This is a genomic window from Gillisia mitskevichiae (assembly GCF_003634585.1).
In the GTDB taxonomy this organism is placed as follows: domain Bacteria; phylum Bacteroidota; class Bacteroidia; order Flavobacteriales; family Flavobacteriaceae; genus Gillisia; species Gillisia mitskevichiae.
Window position 1 is genome coordinate 736,337 of record NZ_RBLG01000002.1, and the last position, 23,209, is coordinate 759,545.

Here is a 23,209-nt window from a genome sequence, read left to right on the forward strand (position 1 = left end):
CTATGACCGATAACAACCTTATTCAAATTTTATTCTATCTATTACCAGCTGTAATTGTTGGTGTGATCTCCTTTTATTTTTTCAAAATGCATATTTCAAATGAAGAAAAAAGAAGATTATATCTACTAAGATTAGAAAATCAAAAAGTTGCGTTGCCTATTAAATTACAGGCTTTTGAACGTATGGCTTTATTCTTGGAAAGAATTTCTATTGGAAAATTACTGCTACGTATTAAACCAAAATCTAATGACTTACAGGCGTATGAAGATATGCTGGTTCAAACTATAGATCAAGAATTCGATCATAACTTATCGCAGCAGATATATCTTACTTCAGAGTGTTGGAACGTTATTAAAACATCTAAAAATGCAACAATTGGTATTATTAGAAAAACCGCCAAAAAAGAGGGGATATCTAATGCAGATGAATTAAGACAAGATATTTTAAGCGCATTGATGGATCAAACTCCACCAACCGAAGCAGCTTTAGATTACATTAAAAAAGAAGTACGCAACACCATTTAATCTTTTGAAGAGAATACAATTTTCTAATAGATTGGATGGTAAATGAAAATAAGCTTAAAGGATCTTTTTGAAAGATATAGCTTGATCATTCTTCTTTTGGATACCTCGCTCCATTGCATAATCAAAACCTTGTTGCCACCAAGAGGTCATAGCCTTTTTATTAAAAACTAGAGAGTTTTCGGTTAATTGAACAGGGGTGTAATAAGTGTTCAATTTTACTTGTTTGTTCATAGCAGCCAGCTTGCCTTCTACCACATCGTGATACTCCACCTGATCTAACAAAAATCCGAAGAGATTGATCATTAGAGAAAATGGATTTTTTCCCAGCACTTTATTGTATTCCATATTCTCTGCTTCAAGAATAATTGCATCTACTTCTGTCGCCCCACGTTTAATTGCTTCCCGAATTGGTACTACGCAACCTAATCCCCCGTCGGCATACTCATAGCCATTTTTGGTAGCGAGACTCATAAATGGAATGTAATTACAGGAGATCCAGATCCAATCGCAAAAATCATCATAGGAAAATTCATGTATAGACTTATACTCCACTCTATTTTTAGACAAATTAGACACCGTAACAACTACATCCTTTGCCTTATTTTTTACTGAATTAAAATTTTCTTCAGAAAAATGCTTTTTAATGTGTTTTCGTAAATTCTTGCTTTCTCCAAACGTGCGCTTCTTTTTAGCAAACTGAAGGAACATATTAAAATAATTGATGGTCACATATTCACGCCCATCCTTCTTTTTCACCACAAAGGGGTTAATACTAAATATTTTACGCTGATTGACATTTGTGTAAATGTCGTAGACTTTTTTAATGTTGCCATCTGCCAAATGCGGGATCAATAGACTTCCCGTAGAAGTCCCAAGAAAAAGGTCATATTTCTTGCCTTCTTCTTCCATTAAATATTGGGCCACTCCCCCGGCGAAAGCTCCTTTACTTCCTCCTCCTGAAATTACCAATGCTCGCATTAAGGTTCAATTTGGTTTAATTCTTCGTTTTTATATTTGGCAAAACTAAAACCGCTCTCCCACCAACGTTCCATCTTTACCTTATCAAAAATAAGCGAATTAGTTGTTAACACCGTAGGAGTGTAATAGAAATTTATTATTACATCTTTATTAGCGGCAGCAAATTTCCCTATCCTTATATTCTGGTTTTCTATTCTATCCAACATAAAACTGAATAAATTAGTAATAAGCGAAAACACATTTTTAGAGGGTAATCTATTAAAATAAGTCACTTCTGTTTGCAGAATGATCGCATCAATCTCTGTTGCACCTCGCTTTATAGCTTCTTCTATAGGCACCATAGAGCCAAAGCCCCCATCGGCATATTCGCAGCCATTCTTTTGCACAAGGCTCATAAAAGGCACATAATTACACGAGATCCAGATCCATTCACAAAAATCCTCGTAGCTATAATCATGTATAGATTTATATTCTATTTCATTTAAGGATATGTTCGAAACTGTTACAACAATCTCCTTTTCACTAGCCTTCAGTTCATTAAAATCTTCCCTAGAAACAGTATCTAGGATCAATTTTTTGAGGTTACCACTTTCTCCAAAAGTTTTCTTGCCTTTTAAAAAATTACGAAGCACATTTATATGATCTATAGAAATTTGTTCGTGCCCGTGCTTACGTTTAATTAAAAACGGCCTATTGCTAAAAATACTATTTTGATTTACTGAGGTATAAACCTCTTTGATCTTCTTTGTTTTATTGAGAGCTAAATGAGAGATCAATAAACTCCCCGTAGAGGTTCCCAAAAAGAGATCATAATCATTGCCCATCTCTTCTATTAAGTATTGTGCAACACCGCCTGCAAAAGCTCCTTTACTACCTCCACCAGAAATCACTAATGCTCGCATTAATTCTTTAATCTATTGGTTAGAAATTCTAAATCCTTTGTTCCCATACTTGTACTTAAAGCTACATAATCTGATCGGTATTCTTCGTTTTTAAGCAGTTTATCCAATAAGCTTCTGCAATAATCCCTAAACCTAAAATTATGGTGCTGTGCACCTTCCAATAGGTCCAATAAGTTTTGTTCAGAAAAAGAATTTATCTGATACAAATAACCAAAAGCATTTTGTCTTAAATTAAAAGGTAAAGTATCTCTCGTGTATCCAGATAACTCATTATATAGTGCAGATTTATTTTCTGAATCTATTTGTGGGCTGACCAAGTTTATAACCAACCACAAAAGCCGCACATTCTTATTTTGAAAACCTTGTAAACCTTTTGTTTTACTTAAAAAACTCTCTGTTTCGGCTGGAAATTGAAGCCATAATTTTAAAAGAGCATTTTCATTAGTAATATAAGATTCATCCTCTAGCAGTTTAATAAATTCAGATTTTAATTCTGAAGGAACTGAGTCCATACTCACAGCTACAGCCTGCCTTAGCATAACATTATTAGTCTCTAAAGCCTTTTTATAAAGAGGGATTGTCTCCTGAAGATTCTCTCCAGATAATTGAAAGACAACTTCTTGCCCTATATATTCATTCACAGGAAAATCTAAGGCTTTTTCTAAATATTCCTTTTTAATTGATATCGAAGTTTCTCTTAAAGAAGCCAGTTCCATATACTTTGTAATAAATTCAGATCTTTTTAAAGAAGCCAAAGCTTCAGTTCCCTGAAAAGCACCTTGATTTAACCAATCCTCTTTCCAAGTAGAAATATCCATTTTTGAAGCCTCCTCGACCGCTTGTATAAAATCTTCTGTAGTAACATTAGAATAGGCATTATTCAAAAGATAGTTTTTAACAGCCTCTTTAAAAATTTCCTCTCCCACTAATTCTTTTAGAATATGCAATGCCCAAGCCCCCTTCTGATAATATGTAAGGGAACTCGCATTAGAACTAAGTAAGGACTCCCCTTTTCCAGAGTCGCTAAGTTCTTTTAATTGTTCTGCAGATTCATATAATTTCCAGTATAAATAGTCTTCTCCAAATACCTCTTTTTCTGCTAGCCAGGCATAATAAGTAGCGAAACTTTCGTGTAACCAATGGTGTTTTCCATTCGTTTCTGTAACCATATCCCCGAACCACTGATGGGCAAGTTCATGTGCATTTACAAAAACATAATTTTGATCTGTGTAAGCTGTAGAATCTATTACGAAATAATTGGAGAAAATTGTAAAGCCTGTATTTTCCATTCCTGAATAAAGAAAATCCTGAACAGGAACCTGTTTATAGTTTTTCCAAGGGTATTTAACACCAATTTCTTCCTCAAAAAAATCGAAAGTTTCTTTGGTGTATCTATAAGTTGGTTCTACCATAAGCGAATCTTTTGGTTCAAAATATAGCTCTATAGGAACCGAAGTTTTAGATTGCTGAGTGAATTTAGAATAATTCCCTGCCGCAAATGCTACTAAATAACTACTCATAGGATGATCCATTTTAAATCTCCATTGAGTTATAGAATCATTAAGCGAACTTTTTTTTGCTAATTCCCCATTTGAAATAACTTGATAATCTTTATTAAAATTGAAAGTTAAATTGAAGATCAACTTTTCGGTCATATCGTCAAAACTTGGTATCCAATTGGAATTATCCCTTCCCTGGCCTTGAGTCCACACTTGTTTACTTATATTTTCCTCGGGAGAATCCCAGTTAATAAAATACATTGCTCGTTTTGGTGTGGCGCTATATTTTAAATTAAGATGATATTCTCGCTTTGGCAAAAAGGCGGTTTTAATCCATATTCTTGAGCTATCATTTGTGTATGCAACCTTTTTGCCATTCAGAAGAACAGATGAGAACTCCATGTTTTTGGCATCAATAAAAATAGAATCTTGTGGAATAAGAATAGTAAAATTATAATTCACTTCTCCTTCTACCCTTCTCTCCTTCGGAAAAATACTTATTTCAGCATCTGCCTGTAAAAAATCAACTTTTTTAGTTTGATCTAAAGAACTATCATATTGGGCATATCCCATAAAGTGGAATATTAAAGCAAATAATAAGAGAATTTGTTTCATGAATTGAGACTTCAACAGGAAAGCAAAATACAAAATCCCTTTATTAAATTCTAAATCTCCCCGATTCATTCTTATAAACTTATACCTGTGAAGCTAGAAATTGTAATATAAATCAAGACCATTACAAAAACTCAATATGAATATTGTTAAATGCCTAATTTAAACAAAGGAATCCCGCATGTAAATCTACCTCCCATGAGGCTTTAAAAGAGGAATTTAATATCTTCGTTTCATGAATACCAATTTACTACAAACCCCCATAGATTATTTAAAAGGAGTTGGTCCCAGCCGGGCAGAGCTGTTTAGAAAAGAATTAGGCATTCATACCTACCAAGATCTTATTAACTTCTTTCCTAATAGATATCTAGATAAGACCAAGTATTATAAAATAAATCAACTTCAACAGAGTTCGGCAGATGTACAAGTACTTGGTAAAATAGTAGCCTTTAGAACCATAGAACAAAAAAGGGGAAAACGTCTTGTAGCGGATTTCGTGGATGAAACTGGGAAAATGGAGTTAGTTTGGTTTCGTGGTCAAAAATGGATTAGGGAAAATTTAAAACTCAATACTCCTTATGTGATCTTCGGAAAAACCAATTGGTTTAATGGGTTATTTAGTATGGCTCATCCTGAAATGGAATTATTGGAAGAGCATGAAAAAAGTTTACGAACTGCAATGCAACCTGTATATCCTTCTTCAGAAAAACTCACCAATAAAGGAATTACAAATAGAGTGATCAATAAATTAATGCAGCAATTATTTATTGAAACCAAAGGGAAATTCTACGATACATTACCACAAAATATTCATGAAGATCTCAAATTAATTTCTAGAGCTGAAGCACTTTTTAATGTTCATTTTCCGAAGAGTCAGGAGCTGTTAGCAAGGGCACAATTTAGACTTAAATTTGAAGAATTATTTTACATTCAGTTGCAGCTTTTGGTGAAAAATATGCTTCATAAAAAACGTATTAAAGGCTATGTTTTTGATACGATCGGAGAAAATTTTGAAACCTTTTATAGCGAACATTTACCCTTCCAATTAACAGGTGCACAAAAGAAAGTGATCAAAGAAATTAGGAGCGATCTTGGTAGTGGAGCACAGATGAATAGACTTTTACAAGGAGATGTAGGATCTGGGAAGACTATTGTAGCCTTAATGTCAATGTTAATAGCACTTGACAACGGATTTCAAGCCTGTTTAATGGCCCCTACTGAAATTTTGTCAGTACAGCACTATACGGGATTAGTTGAATTATGTAAAGAACTGAATACCAGTATAGAACTACTAACTGGCTCAACTAAAGCTTCAAAGAGAAGAGAAATACATGAAAAACTAGAAAATGGGGAATTAGACATCCTAATTGGTACTCATGCCCTACTCGAAGACAAGGTAAAATTCAAAAATTTAGGCCTTGCAATTATAGATGAGCAACATAGATTTGGAGTAGAACAACGTTCTAAATTATGGAAAAAAAATGATCTCCCATCTCACATTTTAGTGATGACGGCAACACCAATTCCAAGAACCCTAGCTATGAGTTTGTATGGCGATCTTGACGTCTCTGTTATAGATGAACTTCCACCCGGAAGAAGACCCATAAAAACAGTTCATAGATTCGATAGTAATAGACTAAAAGTCTTTAGATTTATTAGAGATGAAATTGAAAAAGGCAGACAAATTTATATCGTTTATCCATTAATCCAGGAGTCAGAAAAAATGGATTATAAAGATCTAATGGATGGTTATGAAAGTATCTCTAGGGAGTTTCCAATGCCGAAATATCAAATCTCTATTGTTCATGGGCAAATGAAACCTGCAGATAAAAATTATGAAATGGATCGTTTTATAAATGGAGATACTCAAATTATGGTGGCTACCACTGTAATAGAAGTTGGAGTAAATGTTCCAAATGCAAGTGTAATGATTATTGAAAGCTCAGAACGTTTTGGACTTTCCCAACTCCACCAACTTCGTGGACGCGTGGGTCGTGGTGCGGAGCAGAGTTATTGCATCTTGATGTCTGGACACAAATTATCTGAAGATAGTAAAACTCGTTTACAAACCATGGTGAGTACCAATGACGGCTTTGAATTGGCTGAAGTCGACCTGAAATTAAGAGGTCCCGGGGATCTTATGGGAACACAACAAAGTGGTGTTCTCAATTTAAAGATCGCAGATATTGTAAAAGACAACCAGATCCTAAAATCTGCTAGAGATTATGCTAAAAGATTGCTAACTGATGATCCAAACCTAGAACTACCCGAACATAAAATGGTGAAATATACCTACCAGCAAGTAGCTAAGCATAAGAATATCTGGAATTACATTAGTTAAACTATGCTCTAAATTCCAGTTTTACTCATTTTATAACAAAGAGGGTATAGAGGAAATCCTGTATTGTTGCATATAAAATTTATGAAATAATGAATCAACCTATTTTTAGTTAATGAAATTCCTGTTAAATTTCTCCATTATCTCTTTTTCTCACAATATTTCCATCTTCGAATTGGGATAATCCTCCCAAAATCATCTCTTTAGCGATTAAACAGAAAAGCTTGACGACTAACTGACAATCAATAAGTTACGCATTTATTTAAGGTTTAATTTCATGCTTATTAATCAATTAATTAATCATGATGAAAAAATTATTTTTTGCGGGATTGTTGCTCATGGGTGTAACTTCCTGCTCTGTAGACAACTCAGTTCCTGAGGCCAATGGATTCGATGGAATTAAAACTTTAGATTTAGTTAGCTCCCTAGGAGATGTGGCATGCGGAGAAAAGGTCACTTGGCCATTTGGGGATGCTAGTGTTGGTATAGTTGAAGTATCTCAAGACGGAAGCAACTTATTTGTAAAAATTATTGCTACTGAAAGAGATGGAAATGGTGCAGATAGAAAACTTGTTCAATCCAGAGTTGGGTTTTACGCTTCTGAAGCTGATTTACCAGCAGCTACTATGGTTGGGGAAATCCCTAATCAAGTAGTACATCCTACCGGAGGTGCTTCAATAACTACTTATACGTACACTTTCCCTATAACTACCCTTCCTGTTGAATGTGGATCATTTTATATTAGAACCTGGACAATATTTACAGCTGGCGGCAATTTGGCAGAACATTTTGCAGGAAATTTACCAGGACCTCAACCAAGTTGGTATAATTTTGAGTATTGTGTAAAGTTGTGTCAAGAAGATCCACCACCTGTTCAAGTTTGTGAAACAGCATTTATGAAAACTGGCACTACTCTTATTTCAAAATATAATGAAAAGCCTAGTAATAATAATTGGGGTTGGTATTTAGATTCTAATAATATAGCTGCTGATAAATCTAGTGAAGTCTATGAAATTTGGGCCGCTGCAGGACAAAATCTTACAAGCAAAGGATTACTTGTTGGACACGTAGAAGTATTTAAAACTGGACAATATTCGATTACGATGTTAGACGGATATACCAATCTAGTTTCGCATGTCTATAGAGCAACTTCACTCCCTTCAAAAAGGCAAGCTCCGGGATTATATAAAGAATCAACAATTTTAACAGGGCAACGATTTTACTTAATTATTCATATGGAAGCATGTTGGTACGTAGCTGGAACTTAACTATTCCGCTCACTATAAAAAACCTATTTTAACTTTAAATTAAAGGAGATGATTTTTCATCTCCTTTGTTTATTTCCAATATACCCAGCATCATCTTTTAATATCACTCACAACATAATACACCAATATTTTAAAAATAGAAAAAAGAAACCTAATCCGGAATTTTAAAAGATAAAAAGGTTACATATCTCTTCAGAAGGTAATTACTGAAATTAGATAAACTGAATCGAAATTGATTTAAAATACTTAAATTCTGATTATTAGCATATTAAAAGTTATTTTGTAACTTTAAGTCCCTGTGATTTGCCCAACCAGCATTCGCAAATTCTACTCCACTAGTTTATTAGATCCTCGATCTAAACGTCTGATTTCAATTTATCCTCCCAACTATATTTTAATCAATTAGTACTAATATTAAATTAAAATTATGAGAACAAATCTAAATCTTAAATGGTTTTTGGGCATAATGCTTATTAGCCTAAGTTCAATGGTTCTAGGGCAAGAAAATGTAAAACCAAATTTAGCAGACCAACTTCATAAAGAATACAAAGACAAGGGAATTGAACAAAGCCTTAAATCCTATGAAAAGTTAAATACAGATAAATCTTATAATGGTTTTGAGGAACCTTTGAATATTCTGGGATATACTTTGATGCTCGAAGACCAAGACTTAGATGCAGCAAAAGTAGTGTTCGAAGCTCAAATTAAGGAATATAGTGATGAAGCTAATCCTTACGATTCTTATGCAGACCTGTTATTGGAAATGGGAAATAAGGAAGAAGCTAAAAAAAATCTTCTGAAATCTATCGCTTTAACTGAAAACAGCAAAGAAGATCTTGATGTAGAAATATTTCGAGCTTCTAAAACGAAGCTTGCAAAAATAGAAAACAAGCATAAAAAGTTTGAATTTATGAAAGGTGATTATAATGTTGCTGTTTCTAACTATAATGATGATAAGGTAATTAATGAAAATACTTTTCGCAGTTCTTCCAGCTATGATGAAAGCGGAAATATATTAACTATTAACTACTACAACCTGGGAAATAGCCCTGTTGGAAAGAGAATTGTAGTTTATGATGCATTAGAAGACACCTACGATATGGCCTTTATTAATCCAACAGATCCCTTTGGCATCAACATTTCTCACATGAAGGTAAAAGATCTAGGAAATAACAAGGTAGAACTTATGGAAAGCTTTGTAGACAGAAATGGTAAATCTCATAGTGTTCGTCATGAAGTAATGAAAAATTCAAATAACTCAATAGAATGGGTGGTTTATCAGCAAGAAGATGGATCTGATAAATGGGAAAAAGCAACTGTTCAAAACTATAATAAATCTGAATAATTGAATTCAACGATAAAGTAATAGCAAAGGAGGCTCATGGGCCTCCTTTCTTTTTACCATAAAACCCGATAAAAAACAATTTTGTAATTATGTCAATACTTTTGGTAATACTATCTTTGCAGCCTGAAAAACCTATTCGATGAAAATTTCATATAACTGGCTTAAGCAATTTATCAAACTCCCTAAAAACCCTGAAGAAACAGGTTATTTATTAACAGATCTAGGTCTGGAGGTTGAAGGCATCAATAATTTTCAAAGTATTAAAGGGGCTTTGGAAGGTATTGTAACTGGGCATGTTTTAAGTTGTATTCCACATCCAAATGCAGATAGACTACAACTTTGTAAGATAGATGTTGGAAATGGAGAAGCTTTGCAAATAGTTTGTGGTGCACCTAATATTGCAGCAGGACAAAATGTGCCGGTTGCTACTGTTGGCACTACACTTTATGACGACAAAGGAGAGGCTTGGGAGATCAAGAAAGGGAAAATAAGAGGAGAAGCCAGTCATGGTATGGTTTGTTCAGAAAGTGAATTGGGACTAGGAAGTAGCCATGATGGGATCATGGTTCTAAAAGAAGAGCTTAAACCCGGAATGCGAGTAGCAGAGATCTTTGAAATTGAAAATGATCAAGTATTTGAAATTGGATTAACACCAAATCGTGCCGATGCAATGAGTCACTGGGGAGTTGCCAGAGATTTAAAAGCCGGTTACCAACAACAAGACCTAAGTTTAGAACTCATAACACCATCTGTAAGTGGTTTTCACGTAGACAGTAGAAGTTTAAGAATACCCATTCATGTAGAAAATTCTAATTTGGCACCACGCTATTGTGGTGTTACCATTTCTGGAATCAAGGTTTCAGATTCTCCACAATGGCTTCAAAATAGATTAAAAGCGATCGGGATTAATCCCAAGAATAATATAGTAGATGCAACCAACTATGTGATGCATGAATTAGGGCAACCTTTACATGCATTTGATGCTGAAAAGATCGTTGGAAATGAGATTCATGTAAAAACTGTAGAAGCTGGAACAAAATTCACCACATTAGATGAAGTAGAAAGAGAACTTCATGCGGAAGACCTAATGATCTGTGATATAGAAAAACCTTTATGTATAGCCGGAGTTTTTGGAGGAATTGGCAGCGGAGTTTCAGAAAACACCACCAAATTATTTATAGAAAGTGCCTATTTTAATCCTGTAAGCGTTAGGAAAACTGCAAAACGTCACGGGTTAAATACCGATGCATCTTTTAGGTTTGAACGTGGTATAGATCCTAACATCACAGAATACGCTCTTAAAAGAGTTGCTATTTTAATAAAAGAGGTCGCAGGAGGCGAGATCACTAGCGATATAGATGATCTTTATTTTAAAAAGGTAGAGGATTTTCAGGTATTCTTAACTTTCGAAAAAGTCAATAAACTAATAGGACAAAACTTAGCTGAAGAAACTATCAAGTCTATTTTAGCTTCATTGGAAATTCGGGTGAATAATGTTACCGAAACCGGAATGGGGCTTACTATACCTTCTTATAGAGTAGATGTTCAAAGAGAATCTGATGTGATCGAGGAGATATTAAGAGTTTACGGATACAATAATATCGAATCTGGAACTAAGCTTAATGCCTCTATAGCAAATTCAGGAAAATTTGAAGATTATAAGCTTCAAAATCTTATTGCTAATCAGTTGGTAGGACAAGGTTTCTTTGAGACAATGGCAAATTCTTTAACTACGCCAACATATATTAAATTATCTGAACAGCTACATGAAGAACAAAATGTGGTAATGCTGAATCCTTTAAGCCAGGATCTTTCTGTAATGAGGCAATCTTTGCTTTTTTCTGGCTTAGAAGCTGTTAGTTACAACATTAATAGAAAGCAGGCAGATCTAAAATTATTTGAATTTGGTAAAACCTACCATAATTACGAAAGCGGAAGAATAGAAAATAAACATCTTAGCCTTTTTGTTACTGGTAATAAATTTTCTGAAAGCTGGAATACTGCTAATAGTAATGGGAATTTCTTTTACACTAAAGGAAGCATCGAACGTATATTGGAAAGATTAGGTATAAATTCCATTAAAACAGGAGAAGTAAAATCTGATGTTTTTTCTGAAGGGATCTCTATAAGTTCTGGAAAAGCAAAATTGGTAGAATTTGGGGTGATCAAGAAATCTATCTTGAAACACTTTGGAATTCAGCAAGAGGTTTTATTTGCAGATTTCAACTGGGACTTGGTCCAAGAAACCGCCAAAAATCAGAAAACAAAATTTACAGCTATACCAAAATTTCCTGCGGTTCGTAGAGATTTCGCATTACTAATAGATAATGCTGTTAATTATAAACAAATTGAAGATATAGCAAAGCAAACAGAAAAACGCCTGTTACAATCGGTGAATTTGTTTGATGTTTATCAAGGAGACAAATTACCTGAAGGTAAAAAAAGTTATGCCGTAAGCTTTAAGTTTCAAGACGAAAACAATACGCTTACAGATAAACAAGTAGATAAGATCATGAATAAATTACAGCACCGCTTTGAGCAAGAACTTCAGGCAGAGTTAAGATAAATTCTAAAATCATTATTTTTTAAAAAGCGTCTTTTTCAATATAGAAAAAGACGCTTTTTTTATGTGTTAAAAATTCAGATCTTAGAAGTATTCAACAAATATTAAAATTTAAATAAGCGTTGATAATTCAGTATCAAATAGTTAAATTAGATACAGCTAATGATTAAGAAGATGGAACTACATGGCACTCATATCCCAGATAAAATTCTTGAAAGTAGAAATAAAAGAATATCTGAAGATGTTTTAATGAAAGAAGTACAAGAGATCTTCGAGCAAGAAAAGCGTAAAGAGGATCTAATTTTAAAAAACATCAAGAAAGGAATCGATATTGAATCTAATTCATTAATAATCGATTTTCTAGAAACTTCAAAAATTTATCATCTCTCAGATATTGAAAAGACCTGTATAGATTACAGGCTGCGATTTTTAAGTTCTACGTACTATAAAGCGCAACTTCCTTATGAAGCGATCTCTAAAATAAAACACTTAGAAAAATTACATGATACAAAGCTGGAGGGTTTTAAGATCATGGCTCCAGCAAAGCTTTTTAAATTAGAGAATGCAGACGATCCGTTATTATTTGCTCCAATAGGAAATCAATATTACTATTTAATCCATTCCTGGGGGAAAGATCTACATCCTTTTAGAAAAATAATGATGTGGCCTTTTAAGCAATTGGAAAACTTTATACTGCTTTTATTAGTAGTTAGTCTATTTCTTACCGCTCTTGTACCCCAAGGAATGTTTAGTCCGAAATATACGACTATGGAATTCTTGATGATCTTTATATTTATGTTTAAATGGATTGCCGGAATGGCCTTATTCTATGGTATTAAAAAAGGCAAGAATTTTAGTGAGGCCATTTGGAGCAGTAAATTTTATAATGCTTGATACATAAAAAGGTTCAAATTTGAAATTATTAAAATTTCTATAGCTAACTTAGTTTTTCTAAATATTACAACAATGAGTGAAGATCAAGGTTATGAACATGTTTATACTGGACCCGAAACCAACGTCCAATATTTACAGGAAATCTTTAATGAAAAAGGTTTATCCAATATGGTGAAAAATGATTTCGACTCTGGCTTAAGAGCTGGATTCGGCGGAGGTTTACCGGGTCAGGTTCAATTATTTGTGATCGGTTCACATTTAAAAGAAGCCCTAGAGATTGCGAAGTCCACATTCCCAAAAGATTTTAAAGATGGAGAATAGTGTCCCCCAAAAAAGAAATATCTGGCACCTAGTATTAGGAATTCTATTTTTTATTTATGGATGTTACAAATTATATTCAAACACCACTACTACTGAAGATGAAACCACTTTTGGTTATGTGATAGCAATAGGCTTTATAGCTTTTGGGATTTACGATCTCTATAAATATTACAAAGGCATGAAATAAAAAAAGCCCAAAAAACTAAGTTTTTTGGGCTTTTTTATAATTTTATAATCTATAATTATGCTTTAACAGCATACATTTTTTCTCGTTGCTCTTTGATCTTTTTATCTTCCATATACTCATCGAAGGTCATATATCTGTCTATTACTCCAGTAGGAGTTAATTCAATAACTCTATTTGCAACTGTTTGAGCAAACTCATGATCATGAGTAGTAAACATCACTGTTCCTTTAAAGTTTTTCAAAGAATTATTGAAAGTAGTAATAGATTCAAGATCTAGGTGATTTGTAGGTTCATCAAGCATAAGAACATTTGCACGCATCATCATCATTCTACTTAACATACATCTTACCTTCTCTCCTCCAGAAAGCACTCTTGAAGTTTTTAAGGCTTCTTCCCCACTAAAGATCATCTTACCAAGGAAACCTCTAATATAAACCTCTTCTCGCTCCTCTTCGGTCTTAGCCCATTGTCGTAACCAATCTACCAAGGTATAATCATTATCAAAAAATTCTGCATTATCTAAAGGTAAATAAGATTGCGAAGTAGTTACTCCCCAATTATAAGTTCCAGCATCTGCTTTTTGTTTCCCATTTAGAATCTCATAAAATGCAGTAGTTGCTCTAGAATCTTTGGAATAAATTACAATTTTATCTCCTTTTTTAAGGTTGATATCTACATTCTTAAAAACCACTTCCCCATCTATAGATGATTCTAAACCTTCAATATTTAAGATTTGATCTCCCGCTTCACGCTCTCTCTCAAAAATAATAGCAGGGTATCTTCTACTTGAAGGCTTAATCCCTTCAATATTAAGCTTGTCGATCATCTTTTTTCGAGAAGTAGCTTGCTTGGATTTTGCTACGTTTGCACTAAATCTTCGAATAAATTCCTCTAATTCCTTTTTCTTTTCTTCGGCTTTCTTATTTTGTTGTGAACGCTGTCTCGCTGCTAATTGAGAAGATTCATACCAAAAAGTATAATTCCCACTAAAGTGGTTTATTTTACTAAAATCTATATCAGAAATATGAGTACACACGGCATCCAAGAAGTGTCTATCGTGAGAAACCACAATTACAGTATTATCGTAATTAGCTAAGAAATTCTCTAACCACAAAATAGTTTCATAATCCAGGTCGTTAGTAGGCTCATCCATAATAAGCACATCTGGATTACCAAATAAAGCTTGAGCTAATAAGACTCTCACTTTTTGTTTTCCATCCAAATCCTTCATTAATGTATAATGATGATTTGCTTTGATCCCTAAATTAGAAAGTAAAGCAGCTGCATCACTATCTGCATTCCAGCCATTCATCTCTTCAAATTCCACCTGTAACACTCCTACTCTTTCGCCATCTGCATCATTGAAATCTTCTTTAGCGTAGATCGCATCCATTTCATTCTTGATCTTATATAAAGGCTTATTTCCAATAATAACTGTTTCCAGTACAGGAGTTTCATCATATAAGTTGTGATTCTGTTCCAAAACAGACATCCTTTTTCCCGGCTCTAAATGAACATGACCGCTTGTAGGGTCCATTTTCCCTGAAAGGATATTTAAAAAAGTAGATTTTCCGGCACCATTGGCTCCAATGATCCCATAAATATTACCTTGCGTAAAGGCTGTATTTACTTCATCGAATAATATACGTTTACCAAATTGAACCGATAAATTAGAAACTGATAGCATAATCTAGTGTTTTCTTCCTGTAAATTTTTGCAAAAATAACCATTATTGTCCACGTGATAAAACATTAACGTTTTAATTAATCCTTTTAACGAGGGCTTAACATGAAGCTGATTTTTCAAAATATATATTTGTTGCAATACGTACATTATTTAGATGACTAGAACAAGCAAGAATTACCCCAAATGAAATTAAAATTAACTTTATTACTAATTGCTACCCTATTTTTAATCTCTTGCGGCAAAGAAAATAAAACCTCTAACGACGTTTTTATTAAAGGACAAATAGCAAATCCAAGCAGTAAGTATGTTGTTATTTCTAAGAATAGTATAAATATTGATACTTTACTTTTGGATAGTAATAATAGATTTGAAGGTTCCCTTAAGAATATAGAAGCTGGCTTATATGTTTTTAGACACCCTCCCGAAAATCAGATAATTTATTTGGAACCTGGGGATAGTACTTTAGTTTGGCTTAACACTCTTGAGTTTGATGAGTCTTTAAACTTCAGCGGAAAAGGTTCAGAAAAAAGCAACTTCCTTACAGAACTTTATTTATTGAATCAGCAAGACAACGATCTTATTTTATCTTATTACAAATCTGATCCATCTGAATTCGCTAAAAAAACAGATTCTATTCGAGACAATAGAAAACAAAAACTAATTGCTCTAGAAGAAAAAAAGGAAATTTCTCAAGATTTTTATAAAATCGCAAACTCTATTATTAACTATGAATATTATGATCTTAGAGAACGTTACGCGTTTTTAATAAGAAAGTATAATCAAAGTTTAGTAAATAAGATCCCTTCCAATTTTCATGACTATAGAAAAGATGTTTCCTTTAATAATACTATTCTTGAAGATTCTTATGTGTATTTAAATTTTATTGATGATTTTTTGAAAACAAAATCTTTAGAAAATTGCGCTAAGAACAAAACCAGCAATAAGGATTGTACAAATTTAAATAGTTTCGAAAATATAAGAGCTCGTATAGTCTTATTAGATTCCATAATTCAGAATAAGAATATAAAAAATACATTTTTAGGCAGATTAGCCTCACAAGGGATCATTTATTCTCAAAAAGAAGAAAATGTAGATCAGATCTTGGATTTATTAAAAAAAATGAATTATTCTGGCAATATGCAGCAAGGAATAGCCCAAATGGCTAAGATCCAGTCAGATTTCCTTCCCGGGCACACACTTGGCGAAAGAATTTATATAAATACAAAGAAAGATTCTGTTAAGCTTAAAAACTTCTCAAGCAAGCCAATGATCTCTTATAGATGGATGAGCTCTTCCCCTTCACATTATAAGTGGCAACAAGAAATTATTAAAAATTTACAATTTAAATATCCAGAAGTAGCATTTATAGGGCTTAATCTGGATATGGGAGATTCAGATAAATGGTTGGAAGTTATTAAAAACAATTCTTTAGACCCTAAATTGCAGTTTCAAGCTACCAAAATTCGGGTTGATGAAGATCTACTTAAAAATTATTTGAACAAACTCATCTTTATGGATTCTAAGGGAAATATTATGAGAGGAGATCTTCAAATAAATACTCCAGATCTAGAAAATAAGATCTTGGAATTTATTAGCCAACGTTAATAATTTTCTGAGAAAAAAGAAATAAAAAAAAGCCTGATCATTAACTTGATCAGGCTTTTGTAATATTATGATATGCTTAAAATTAATTTCCTTTATTATAATCTTCAAGGAATTTAGCTAAGCCAATATCTGTAAGTGGGTGCTTTAAAAGCCCTTCAATAGAAGACAATGGCCCCGTCATAACATCTGCACCAAGTTTGGCGCAATCAATAACATGCATAGTATGTCTAACAGAAGCTGCCAAAATTTGAGTCTCAAATTCGTAGTTGTCATAGATCAATCTTATTTCAGAAATAAGATTTAAACCATCTGTAGAAATATCATCTAATCTTCCAATAAAAGGAGATACATAAGTTGCTCCTGCCTTTGCAGCTAATAAAGCTTGCCCTGCAGAAAATACCAAGGTGCAATTTGTTTTAATCCCTTTATCGCTAAAATATTTTATAGCTTTAATTCCATCTTTTATCATAGGAACTTTAACAATGATCTGCTCATGCAGTTCTGCCAACTCTTCACCTTCTCTTATAATTCCTTCATAATCTGTAGAAATAACTTCTGCACTTACATCACCATCTACAATATCACATATCTTTCTATAGTGCTTAAAAATATTATCCTTCCCAGTAATCCCTTCTTTAGCCATAAGAGACGGATTTGTAGTTACTCCATCTAAAACCCCTAGATCTTGAGCTTCTCTTATTTGATCAAGGTTTGCAGTATCAATAAAAAATTTCATAGTGTTGTGTTTATATAAGTTTAATTCTAGTTTTTTAGCAATGCAAAATTACAATTTATAATGCTTTAGCAAGATCTTCTCGTATAATTTGTCTGGAAGAATCCGTTTTAAAGCAATGGAGAATTTTTGTAATGGTTCTCCAACTTTATAATGCCCTCTAGGCTTAGGTGTATTAATAATTTTGTAGATCATTTTAGCCATAAGCTGTGGATCTTTACCTTCATCTACATGCTTATTCATTATATCAAGCGTATTCTGATAGGCTTTTTTGTAAGGTGAAGTTTCTAGTACTGGAGCATGATATCTACCAGCAGCAATATTGGTTGCAAAATCGCCGGGAGCCACATTGGTCATTTGAATATTAAAACCCTTTAGCTCCATTCTAAAAGCTTCTGTAGTTAATTCTAAGGCTCCTTTAGTAGCAGAATAAATTCCGCGATAAGGCAATCCCATATACCCAGCAATAGAGGTAATATTTATAACAAGACCTCCTCCCTGCCCTCGCATATGTGGCAATACGGCTTTAGTAACATTCAGCGGACCAAAATAATTGGTGTCAAATGCCTTTTTGATCTCTTCTTGAGGAGTTTCTTCAATAGGACCAGTGATCCCGATCCCTGCATTATTAATTAGAACATCAATTTTTCCTTCTTTAGCGATCAATTGAGAAATTGCCGAAATGATCGTTTCATTCTTAGTAACATCTAATGCTATAAGAGGAAAAGAGGATGAATTATTTGGATTTGGATTTCTACTTGTTCCGTAGACCTTAAATTTTTTGGACATCAAGAATTCTCCTATGGATTTTCCAATTCCGGAAGAGCCTCCTGTAATAAGAACAACGTGTGGGGAAGTATCTGTTTTCATGATCACAAAGATGCGATAAAATTTAAATATCAGATACAAAAAATGGCAAGCGACCCACATCACACCGCTACGACCACTTACCCTTGCTGCGTTCCCGCCCTGGGGGATTCAGCAGGAGCTGGTTGTGTGGGACTTGCCGCTGCAAATATACAATGTTTACTACATTTTGCAAGGATTTTTTAAATTGAATTAATTAATTTAGCCCAAAGCAAACACCATTTTTTTCATGAAGAAAGCTAAGCTCCTGTTACTGTTTATTTTAAATGTTTTATTTATTTCCTGCGGAAGTAATTCTGATAAAAATAAAAGTGAATTTTCTCTCAGTTTTGTGAGTTCTAAAGCCGAATTTCAATTAGGTGAGACCATAAAAGTGGTTGTTCAGAATCCAAAAAACAAGAAAATAGATTCTACTTCCTTTTATTTTGAAACCGAATTGCTGGGTACTGCTACTTCTACTCCTGAATTAGAAATTCCTTTAAATTTCGAAAAATTAGGAAATCAAAAGATCAATGCTATTGTTTTTTCCGAAGGTACTGCTGATAGTCTTCAAATAGCTATTAAGATATTTAATAATAAAGCACCAGAAATTTACACTTATAATGTTATAAACACCTATCCACACGATATCGAAGCTTATACTCAAGGCTTAGAATTCTTTAAAGACACATTATATGAAAGCACTGGACAGTATGGGACTTCTTCATTAAGAAAAACGAATTTTGAAACTGGAGAAGTTTTAAAGAAAATAGAATTGTCCGATCAATATTTTGGTGAAGGCCTATCAATTTTAAATGGAAATATTTACCAACTTACCTGGAAAGAAGGGGAAGGTTTTATTTACAATCTTAAAGATCTTAAAAAGACAGGATCATTTAACTTTAATAATAGTAAAGAAGGCTGGGGCTTGTGTAATGATGGAAAGAAATTCTACAAGAGCGATGGTACCGAAAAAATCTGGATCTTGAATTCAGAAACTTTAGCTGAAGAAAACTTTATACAACCCACCACAAATAAATCTATCTCTACTCAATTAAATGAATTGGAATGGGTAGAAGGGAAAATTTACGCGAACACCTATCAAAAAGATGGAGTTGCTATTATCAATCCGAAGAATGGAGCTATAGAAGGAATTATTAATTTTAAAGGCTTGCGAGATAAAGTTAAGCAACATCCACAACTTGATGTTCTAAATGGGATCGCATATAATCCTAATACTAAGAAATTATATGTGACTGGGAAGAACTGGAATAAATTATTTGAAGTTGAAATAGTTAAAAAATGAGTGGTACTCCAGAAATCTTCGAAAAAACTATTAAAGTAAAAGCTTCAGATCTAGATGAACTAAAGCATGTGAATAATGTGCAATACGTACAATGGATTCAAGACATTGCAAAAGAGCATTGGGAAAAACGTGCTTCCGAAGAAACATTAAATACCTGTTTCTGGGTTGTTATTCGGCATGAGATAGATTACAAACAACAAGCCTTCTTAGATGAAGAACTTCTAATTCAAACTTTTGTAGGAGAACATACACATGTTACCTCGCAAAGATTAGTGAATATAGTAAACAAGAAAACAAAAAAGCTACTTGTAAAAGCCAAGTCTACTTGGTGTTTGATGGATTATAAAACCAAAAAACCCGTAAAGATCTCTGAAGAGATGGTACGGGTTTTTTATAGTTAAATAATCTAGATTCTTATAATTATCGGGATCGGAATGTGATAATAAGTATTATTATAAAGTTTTAGCAACTTTGTTTACTGCTGCAATAGTTTTATCTAAATCTTCGTAAGACAAGGCTTCGGTTATAAACCAGGTTTCAAAAGCACTTGGTGCAATATAGATCCCCTCAGCCAACAAACCGTGGAAAAATTCTTTAAAAATATGATTGTTCGCATTAGCTGCAGAGGAAAAATCTGTTACAGGATTTTCTGAAAAATGAATTGAGATCATCGATCCTAATCTATTTATTGTATGAGGAACGTTGTTTGCTTTTAATGCGCTATCTATCCCTTCATGTAAATAAGCTGTTTTCTCGTCTATACTTTTAAAGATCTCTCTCTTGCTATCAAGTTCTTCCAACATTGCTAGACCAGCAGCCATAGCTAATGGATTCCCACTTAATGTCCCAGCTTGATAAACCGGTCCTATTGGTGCTAAATGATCCATTATCTCTGCCCTAGCTGCAAAAGCTCCTACTGGCAATCCACCTCCAATAACTTTACCAAAGGTCACTATGTCTGCGCGGACATCCAGTCTTTCTTGAACTCCTCCTGGAGCCAATCTAAACCCAGTCATTACCTCATCAAAAACTAATAAGATATCATTCTCGTCACACAGCCTACGTAATCCTTCTAAAAATCCATCTCTTGGAGGAATACAACCCATATTACCGGCTACAGGCTCTAAAATTATACAAGCAATTTCACCAGGATTCAATTCTACAAGATTTCTAACATCATCTAGATCATTAAACGCTGCAAGCAAAGTGTCTTTTGCTGTACCAGCAGTTACTCCCGGACTATTAGGAGTGCCAAATGTTACCGCTCCACTTCCCGCTTGAATTAAAAATGAATCGCTATGACCATGATAACAACCAGCAAATTTTATTATTTTTTCCTTACCTGTAAATCCGCGGGCTAATCTCACTGCACTCATACAAGCTTCAGTCCCTGAATTTACAAATCTAATCTTGTCTATATTAGGAACCATCTTTACTGCTAATTCGGCAATCTTGGTTTCAATTTCTGTAGGAGTTCCAAAAGATGTTCCTTTTCTCGCTTTTTCAATAACTGCATCTACCACAGGTTTAAAAGCATGTCCAAGGATCATTGGACCCCAAGAATTAATATAATCTATATACTTGTTCCCATCTTCATCGTATAAATAAGCACCTTCTGCTTTTTCAATAAAAATAGGAGTTCCTCCAACTGCATTAAAGGCTCTTACGGGAGAATTCACTCCTCCAGGTATTACTTTTTGTGCAGCTTCAAATAATGCACTACTTCTTTTATAATTCATAATTAAGTATCAATTAGCTGTAGAATCTACAATAAGTTCCTGCCCAATAGCAATATTTGTATTAGGAAGGTTATTAATCTTTTGTAATGTTTCTACACTAGTATTATTTCGTTTTGCAATAGAATATAAGGTATCTCCTTTTTGCACTATATAATTATTAGATCCATTAGATCTAACTGCCACTTCTCTTCTCTCCCTTCTAAATGTTTTACCTAAAACTTCACTATCGAATCTATCAAGCTCGTAGCGTTCTATAATATCGATAAGCTTTCTAGGGTATAATCTATCTGTAGCATAGCCCGCAGCCCGAAGACCTTTTGCCCAAGATTCATAATCGTCTATATCTAAATCGAAAAGATCTGCATATCGCCTTCTTTGGCTAAGAAATAAAGAATGATCCCGATATGAGTATTTTGGATCGTTATATTTCCTGAAACACTCCTGAGATCTGTCGTCATCATGATACACTTTATCCCCTTCCCAATCGTGACATTTTATACCAAAATGGTTATTAGCTTTTCTGGTTAGTTCTCCTCTTCCTGCTCCAGATTCTAAAATTCCTTGTGCCAGCGTTATACTTGCAGGGATTTTATAAAGTCTCATTTCCTCTTGTGCTATTTCATGAAAATTAGCCACATATTCTTCTACCACATTTGCATAAGAACCTTTGGGTGCACTTACTGCTCTGGTAGAATTCTGACCGACTTTTTTTGAAGTTATTTCCCTTTTCTCCTCATTTTTTTGAGATACTACTTTCTTCTTACTTCCACAAGAAGCTAAAAAAAGTAAAAGAGAAAATCCTAAAAGGAGTTTATGAAGTTTTATTTTATACATCTATGAGAGGTAGATTTTTTTTAGTCAATAATTCATTCATTCCTGCGATACCTTGAAGACCGCCAGTATGAATGGCTAAAATACGAGAATTTTGAGGGAATTTAGAATTTTCTATCATATCAATAATTCCAAAAAGCATCTTTCCTGTATAAACGGGATCAAGTGCAATCTTGTATTTTTGATTGAACTGATTAATGAAATGAACCAGTTCAGGATTTACTTTTGCATAACCTCCAAAATGATAGTCTGTTATTAAACTCCAATTTTTTCGAGAAGTATTTTTTTTTATCTCAGAAGAGAGCCAATCTCCTTTAAGTGCTGGAAAACCTAATATTTGTTGGTTGTCATTAGAAGCATTTATAATCCCCGAGATTGTGCCACCTGTGCCAACAGAACAACAGATATAATCGAACTGGGTATCCTCTTCTTTTAAAATTTCTTCACAACCTTTAATCGCCCATGGGTTTGTACCTCCTTCAGGAATTAGATAAAAAGCTCCAAATTCAGTATCCAAATTCTTTAAAAAAACCGCCTCTTCTTTTAATTTATAAAGATCTCTGGAGATAAAATGTAGCTGCATACCATGAGCTGCTGCATATTTTAAAGTTTTATTGGTAGAATAAGTTTTTTCTAAATCTTCCCCCAGCTCTTCGCCTCTTATAACACCAATAGTTTTTAAACCATACTTCCCACCTGCAGCGGCTGTTGCAGCAATATGATTGGAGTAAGCCCCGCCAAATGTCAAAAGTGTTGTTGAGTTTCTTTTTAGCGCTTCAGAGATATTATATTTTAGTTTTCTGAATTTATTTCCTGAGACAAAAGGGTCAATCAAATCTTCCCTTTTTATATGTAAAGAAATATTGGAAGACTTAAAATGAACAACCATCTGATTGGTTGAAGAAGTAAAATTAAAATCGGCTTCCTGCATCATATTGCAAAGATTCAAAAAATGCATTCAGAAATTATAAAAAATGAGCTTCAATTTTTGAAGAGATCAAAGATATTTTGAATGTACCTAAAGTATAATTA

The 23,209-nt window shown here is 33.6% G+C and carries 20 protein-coding genes and 1 other RNA gene; 11 read left to right on the forward strand and 10 right to left on the reverse strand.

What is annotated here, in order from left to right; genetic code table 11:
- The first annotated feature begins 2 nt into the window (after positions 1–2).
- Positions 3–524: a DUF7935 family protein gene (locus tag BC962_RS09135; protein WP_121345683.1), complete on the forward strand. Its 522-nt coding sequence runs from the start codon at positions 3–5 to the stop codon at positions 522–524.
- 54 nt (positions 525–578) lie between these two features.
- On the opposite strand, the gene BC962_RS09140 is transcribed toward BC962_RS09135, so the two are convergent.
- Genes BC962_RS09140 through BC962_RS09150 form a run of 3 tightly spaced genes read right to left on the reverse strand, consistent with a single transcriptional unit; the run spans position 579 to position 4,518 of the window.
- Positions 579–1,502 (reverse strand): patatin-like phospholipase family protein, encoded by a 924-nt coding sequence (locus BC962_RS09140; RefSeq protein WP_121345684.1) that lies wholly within the window; start codon positions 1,500–1,502, stop codon positions 579–581.
- Positions 1,502–2,404 carry a patatin-like phospholipase family protein gene (locus tag BC962_RS09145; RefSeq protein WP_121345685.1) on the reverse strand — a complete coding sequence of 301 codons (903 nt, stop codon included), beginning with the start codon at positions 2,402–2,404 and terminating at the stop codon, positions 1,502–1,504. Before BC962_RS09145 ends, BC962_RS09140 begins: the two co-directional genes overlap by 1 nt.
- On the reverse strand, positions 2,404–4,518 hold the full coding sequence (locus tag BC962_RS09150; RefSeq protein ID WP_245984131.1) for a M1 family metallopeptidase: 2,115 nt from the start codon (positions 4,516–4,518) through the stop codon (positions 2,404–2,406). Before BC962_RS09150 ends, BC962_RS09145 begins: the two co-directional genes overlap by 1 nt.
- 232 nt (positions 4,519–4,750) lie before the next feature.
- On the opposite strand from BC962_RS09150, the gene recG reads away from it, so the two are divergent.
- From recG to BC962_RS09185, 7 genes are all read left to right on the forward strand, one after another.
- The gene (recG, locus tag BC962_RS09155) at positions 4,751–6,856 is read left to right on the forward strand and encodes an ATP-dependent DNA helicase RecG (protein WP_121345686.1); all 2,106 of its coding nucleotides are present in this window, start codon (positions 4,751–4,753) and stop codon (positions 6,854–6,856) included.
- Between the two features lie 302 nt (positions 6,857–7,158).
- Complete coding sequence (locus tag BC962_RS09160; RefSeq protein WP_220660182.1) at positions 7,159–8,121, forward strand: hypothetical protein; 963 nt, start codon at positions 7,159–7,161, stop codon at positions 8,119–8,121.
- Positions 8,122–8,548: 427 nt separating this feature from the next.
- Positions 8,549–9,466, forward strand: coding sequence for a tetratricopeptide repeat protein (locus BC962_RS09165; RefSeq protein ID WP_147405642.1), 918 nt, complete (start codon positions 8,549–8,551; stop codon positions 9,464–9,466).
- A gap of 139 nt (positions 9,467–9,605) precedes the next feature.
- Positions 9,606–12,032, forward strand: coding sequence for a phenylalanine--tRNA ligase subunit beta (pheT, locus tag BC962_RS09170; RefSeq protein ID WP_121345690.1), 2,427 nt, complete (start codon positions 9,606–9,608; stop codon positions 12,030–12,032).
- Between the two features lie 159 nt (positions 12,033–12,191).
- A complete protein-coding gene (locus tag BC962_RS09175) occupies positions 12,192–12,923 on the forward strand; it encodes a hypothetical protein (protein ID WP_121345691.1) in 732 nt (243 codons plus the stop codon).
- 72 nt (positions 12,924–12,995) lie between these two features.
- Entirely contained in the window at positions 12,996–13,244 is a 249-nt protein-coding gene (locus tag BC962_RS09180) for a DUF2007 domain-containing protein (RefSeq protein WP_121345692.1), read from the forward strand.
- Entirely contained in the window at positions 13,234–13,431 is a 198-nt protein-coding gene (locus BC962_RS09185; protein WP_121345694.1) for a hypothetical protein, read from the forward strand. The genes BC962_RS09180 and BC962_RS09185 overlap by 11 nt, the downstream gene beginning before the upstream one ends.
- Positions 13,432–13,486: 55 nt before the next feature.
- On the opposite strand, the gene BC962_RS09190 is transcribed toward BC962_RS09185, so the two are convergent.
- On the reverse strand, positions 13,487–15,118 hold the full coding sequence (locus BC962_RS09190; RefSeq protein WP_121345696.1) for an ABC-F family ATP-binding cassette domain-containing protein: 1,632 nt from the start codon (positions 15,116–15,118) through the stop codon (positions 13,487–13,489).
- 182 nt (positions 15,119–15,300) lie between these two features.
- On the opposite strand from BC962_RS09190, the gene BC962_RS09195 reads away from it, so the two are divergent.
- On the forward strand, positions 15,301–16,722 hold the full coding sequence (locus BC962_RS09195; protein WP_121345697.1) for a hypothetical protein: 1,422 nt from the start codon (positions 15,301–15,303) through the stop codon (positions 16,720–16,722).
- A gap of 82 nt (positions 16,723–16,804) precedes the next feature.
- Here BC962_RS09195 and fsa read toward each other — a convergent pair whose 3' ends face one another.
- The 3 genes from fsa to ffs all read right to left on the reverse strand — a co-directional run bounded on the left by fsa (position 16,805) and on the right by ffs (position 18,464).
- A complete protein-coding gene (fsa, locus tag BC962_RS09200) occupies positions 16,805–17,458 on the reverse strand; it encodes a fructose-6-phosphate aldolase (RefSeq protein WP_121345698.1) in 654 nt (217 codons plus the stop codon).
- A 48-nt stretch (positions 17,459–17,506) separates the two neighbouring features.
- A complete protein-coding gene (locus BC962_RS09205; RefSeq protein ID WP_121345700.1) occupies positions 17,507–18,325 on the reverse strand; it encodes an SDR family oxidoreductase in 819 nt (272 codons plus the stop codon).
- Between the two features lie 40 nt (positions 18,326–18,365).
- Positions 18,366–18,464, reverse strand: an RNA gene (ffs, locus tag BC962_RS09210) — signal recognition particle sRNA small type.
- 87 nt (positions 18,465–18,551) lie between these two features.
- On the opposite strand from ffs, the gene BC962_RS09215 reads away from it, so the two are divergent.
- Together BC962_RS09215 and BC962_RS09220 are read left to right on the forward strand one after the other, a co-directional pair.
- On the forward strand, positions 18,552–19,607 hold the full coding sequence (locus tag BC962_RS09215) for a glutaminyl-peptide cyclotransferase (RefSeq protein ID WP_121345701.1): 1,056 nt from the start codon (positions 18,552–18,554) through the stop codon (positions 19,605–19,607).
- Positions 19,604–20,008 carry an acyl-CoA thioesterase gene (locus BC962_RS09220; protein WP_121345702.1) on the forward strand — a complete coding sequence of 135 codons (405 nt, stop codon included), beginning with the start codon at positions 19,604–19,606 and terminating at the stop codon, positions 20,006–20,008. The genes BC962_RS09215 and BC962_RS09220 overlap by 4 nt, the downstream gene beginning before the upstream one ends.
- Before the next feature lie 51 nt (positions 20,009–20,059).
- Here the strand turns inward: BC962_RS09220 and hemL are convergent, their stop codons facing one another.
- The 3 genes from hemL to BC962_RS09235 are packed head-to-tail and all read right to left on the reverse strand — an operon-like array spanning position 20,060 to position 23,108.
- Positions 20,060–21,346, reverse strand: a complete 1,287-nt coding sequence (gene hemL / locus BC962_RS09225) for a glutamate-1-semialdehyde 2,1-aminomutase (protein WP_121345703.1) — start codon at positions 21,344–21,346, stop codon at positions 20,060–20,062.
- Positions 21,347–21,355: 9 nt separating this feature from the next.
- Positions 21,356–22,180 (reverse strand): glucosaminidase domain-containing protein, encoded by an 825-nt coding sequence (locus BC962_RS09230; protein WP_121345704.1) that lies wholly within the window; start codon positions 22,178–22,180, stop codon positions 21,356–21,358.
- Positions 22,173–23,108 carry a 1-aminocyclopropane-1-carboxylate deaminase/D-cysteine desulfhydrase gene (locus tag BC962_RS09235; RefSeq protein WP_121346054.1) on the reverse strand — a complete coding sequence of 312 codons (936 nt, stop codon included), beginning with the start codon at positions 23,106–23,108 and terminating at the stop codon, positions 22,173–22,175. The genes BC962_RS09230 and BC962_RS09235 overlap by 8 nt, the downstream gene beginning before the upstream one ends.
- Positions 23,109–23,209 lie beyond the last annotated feature (101 nt).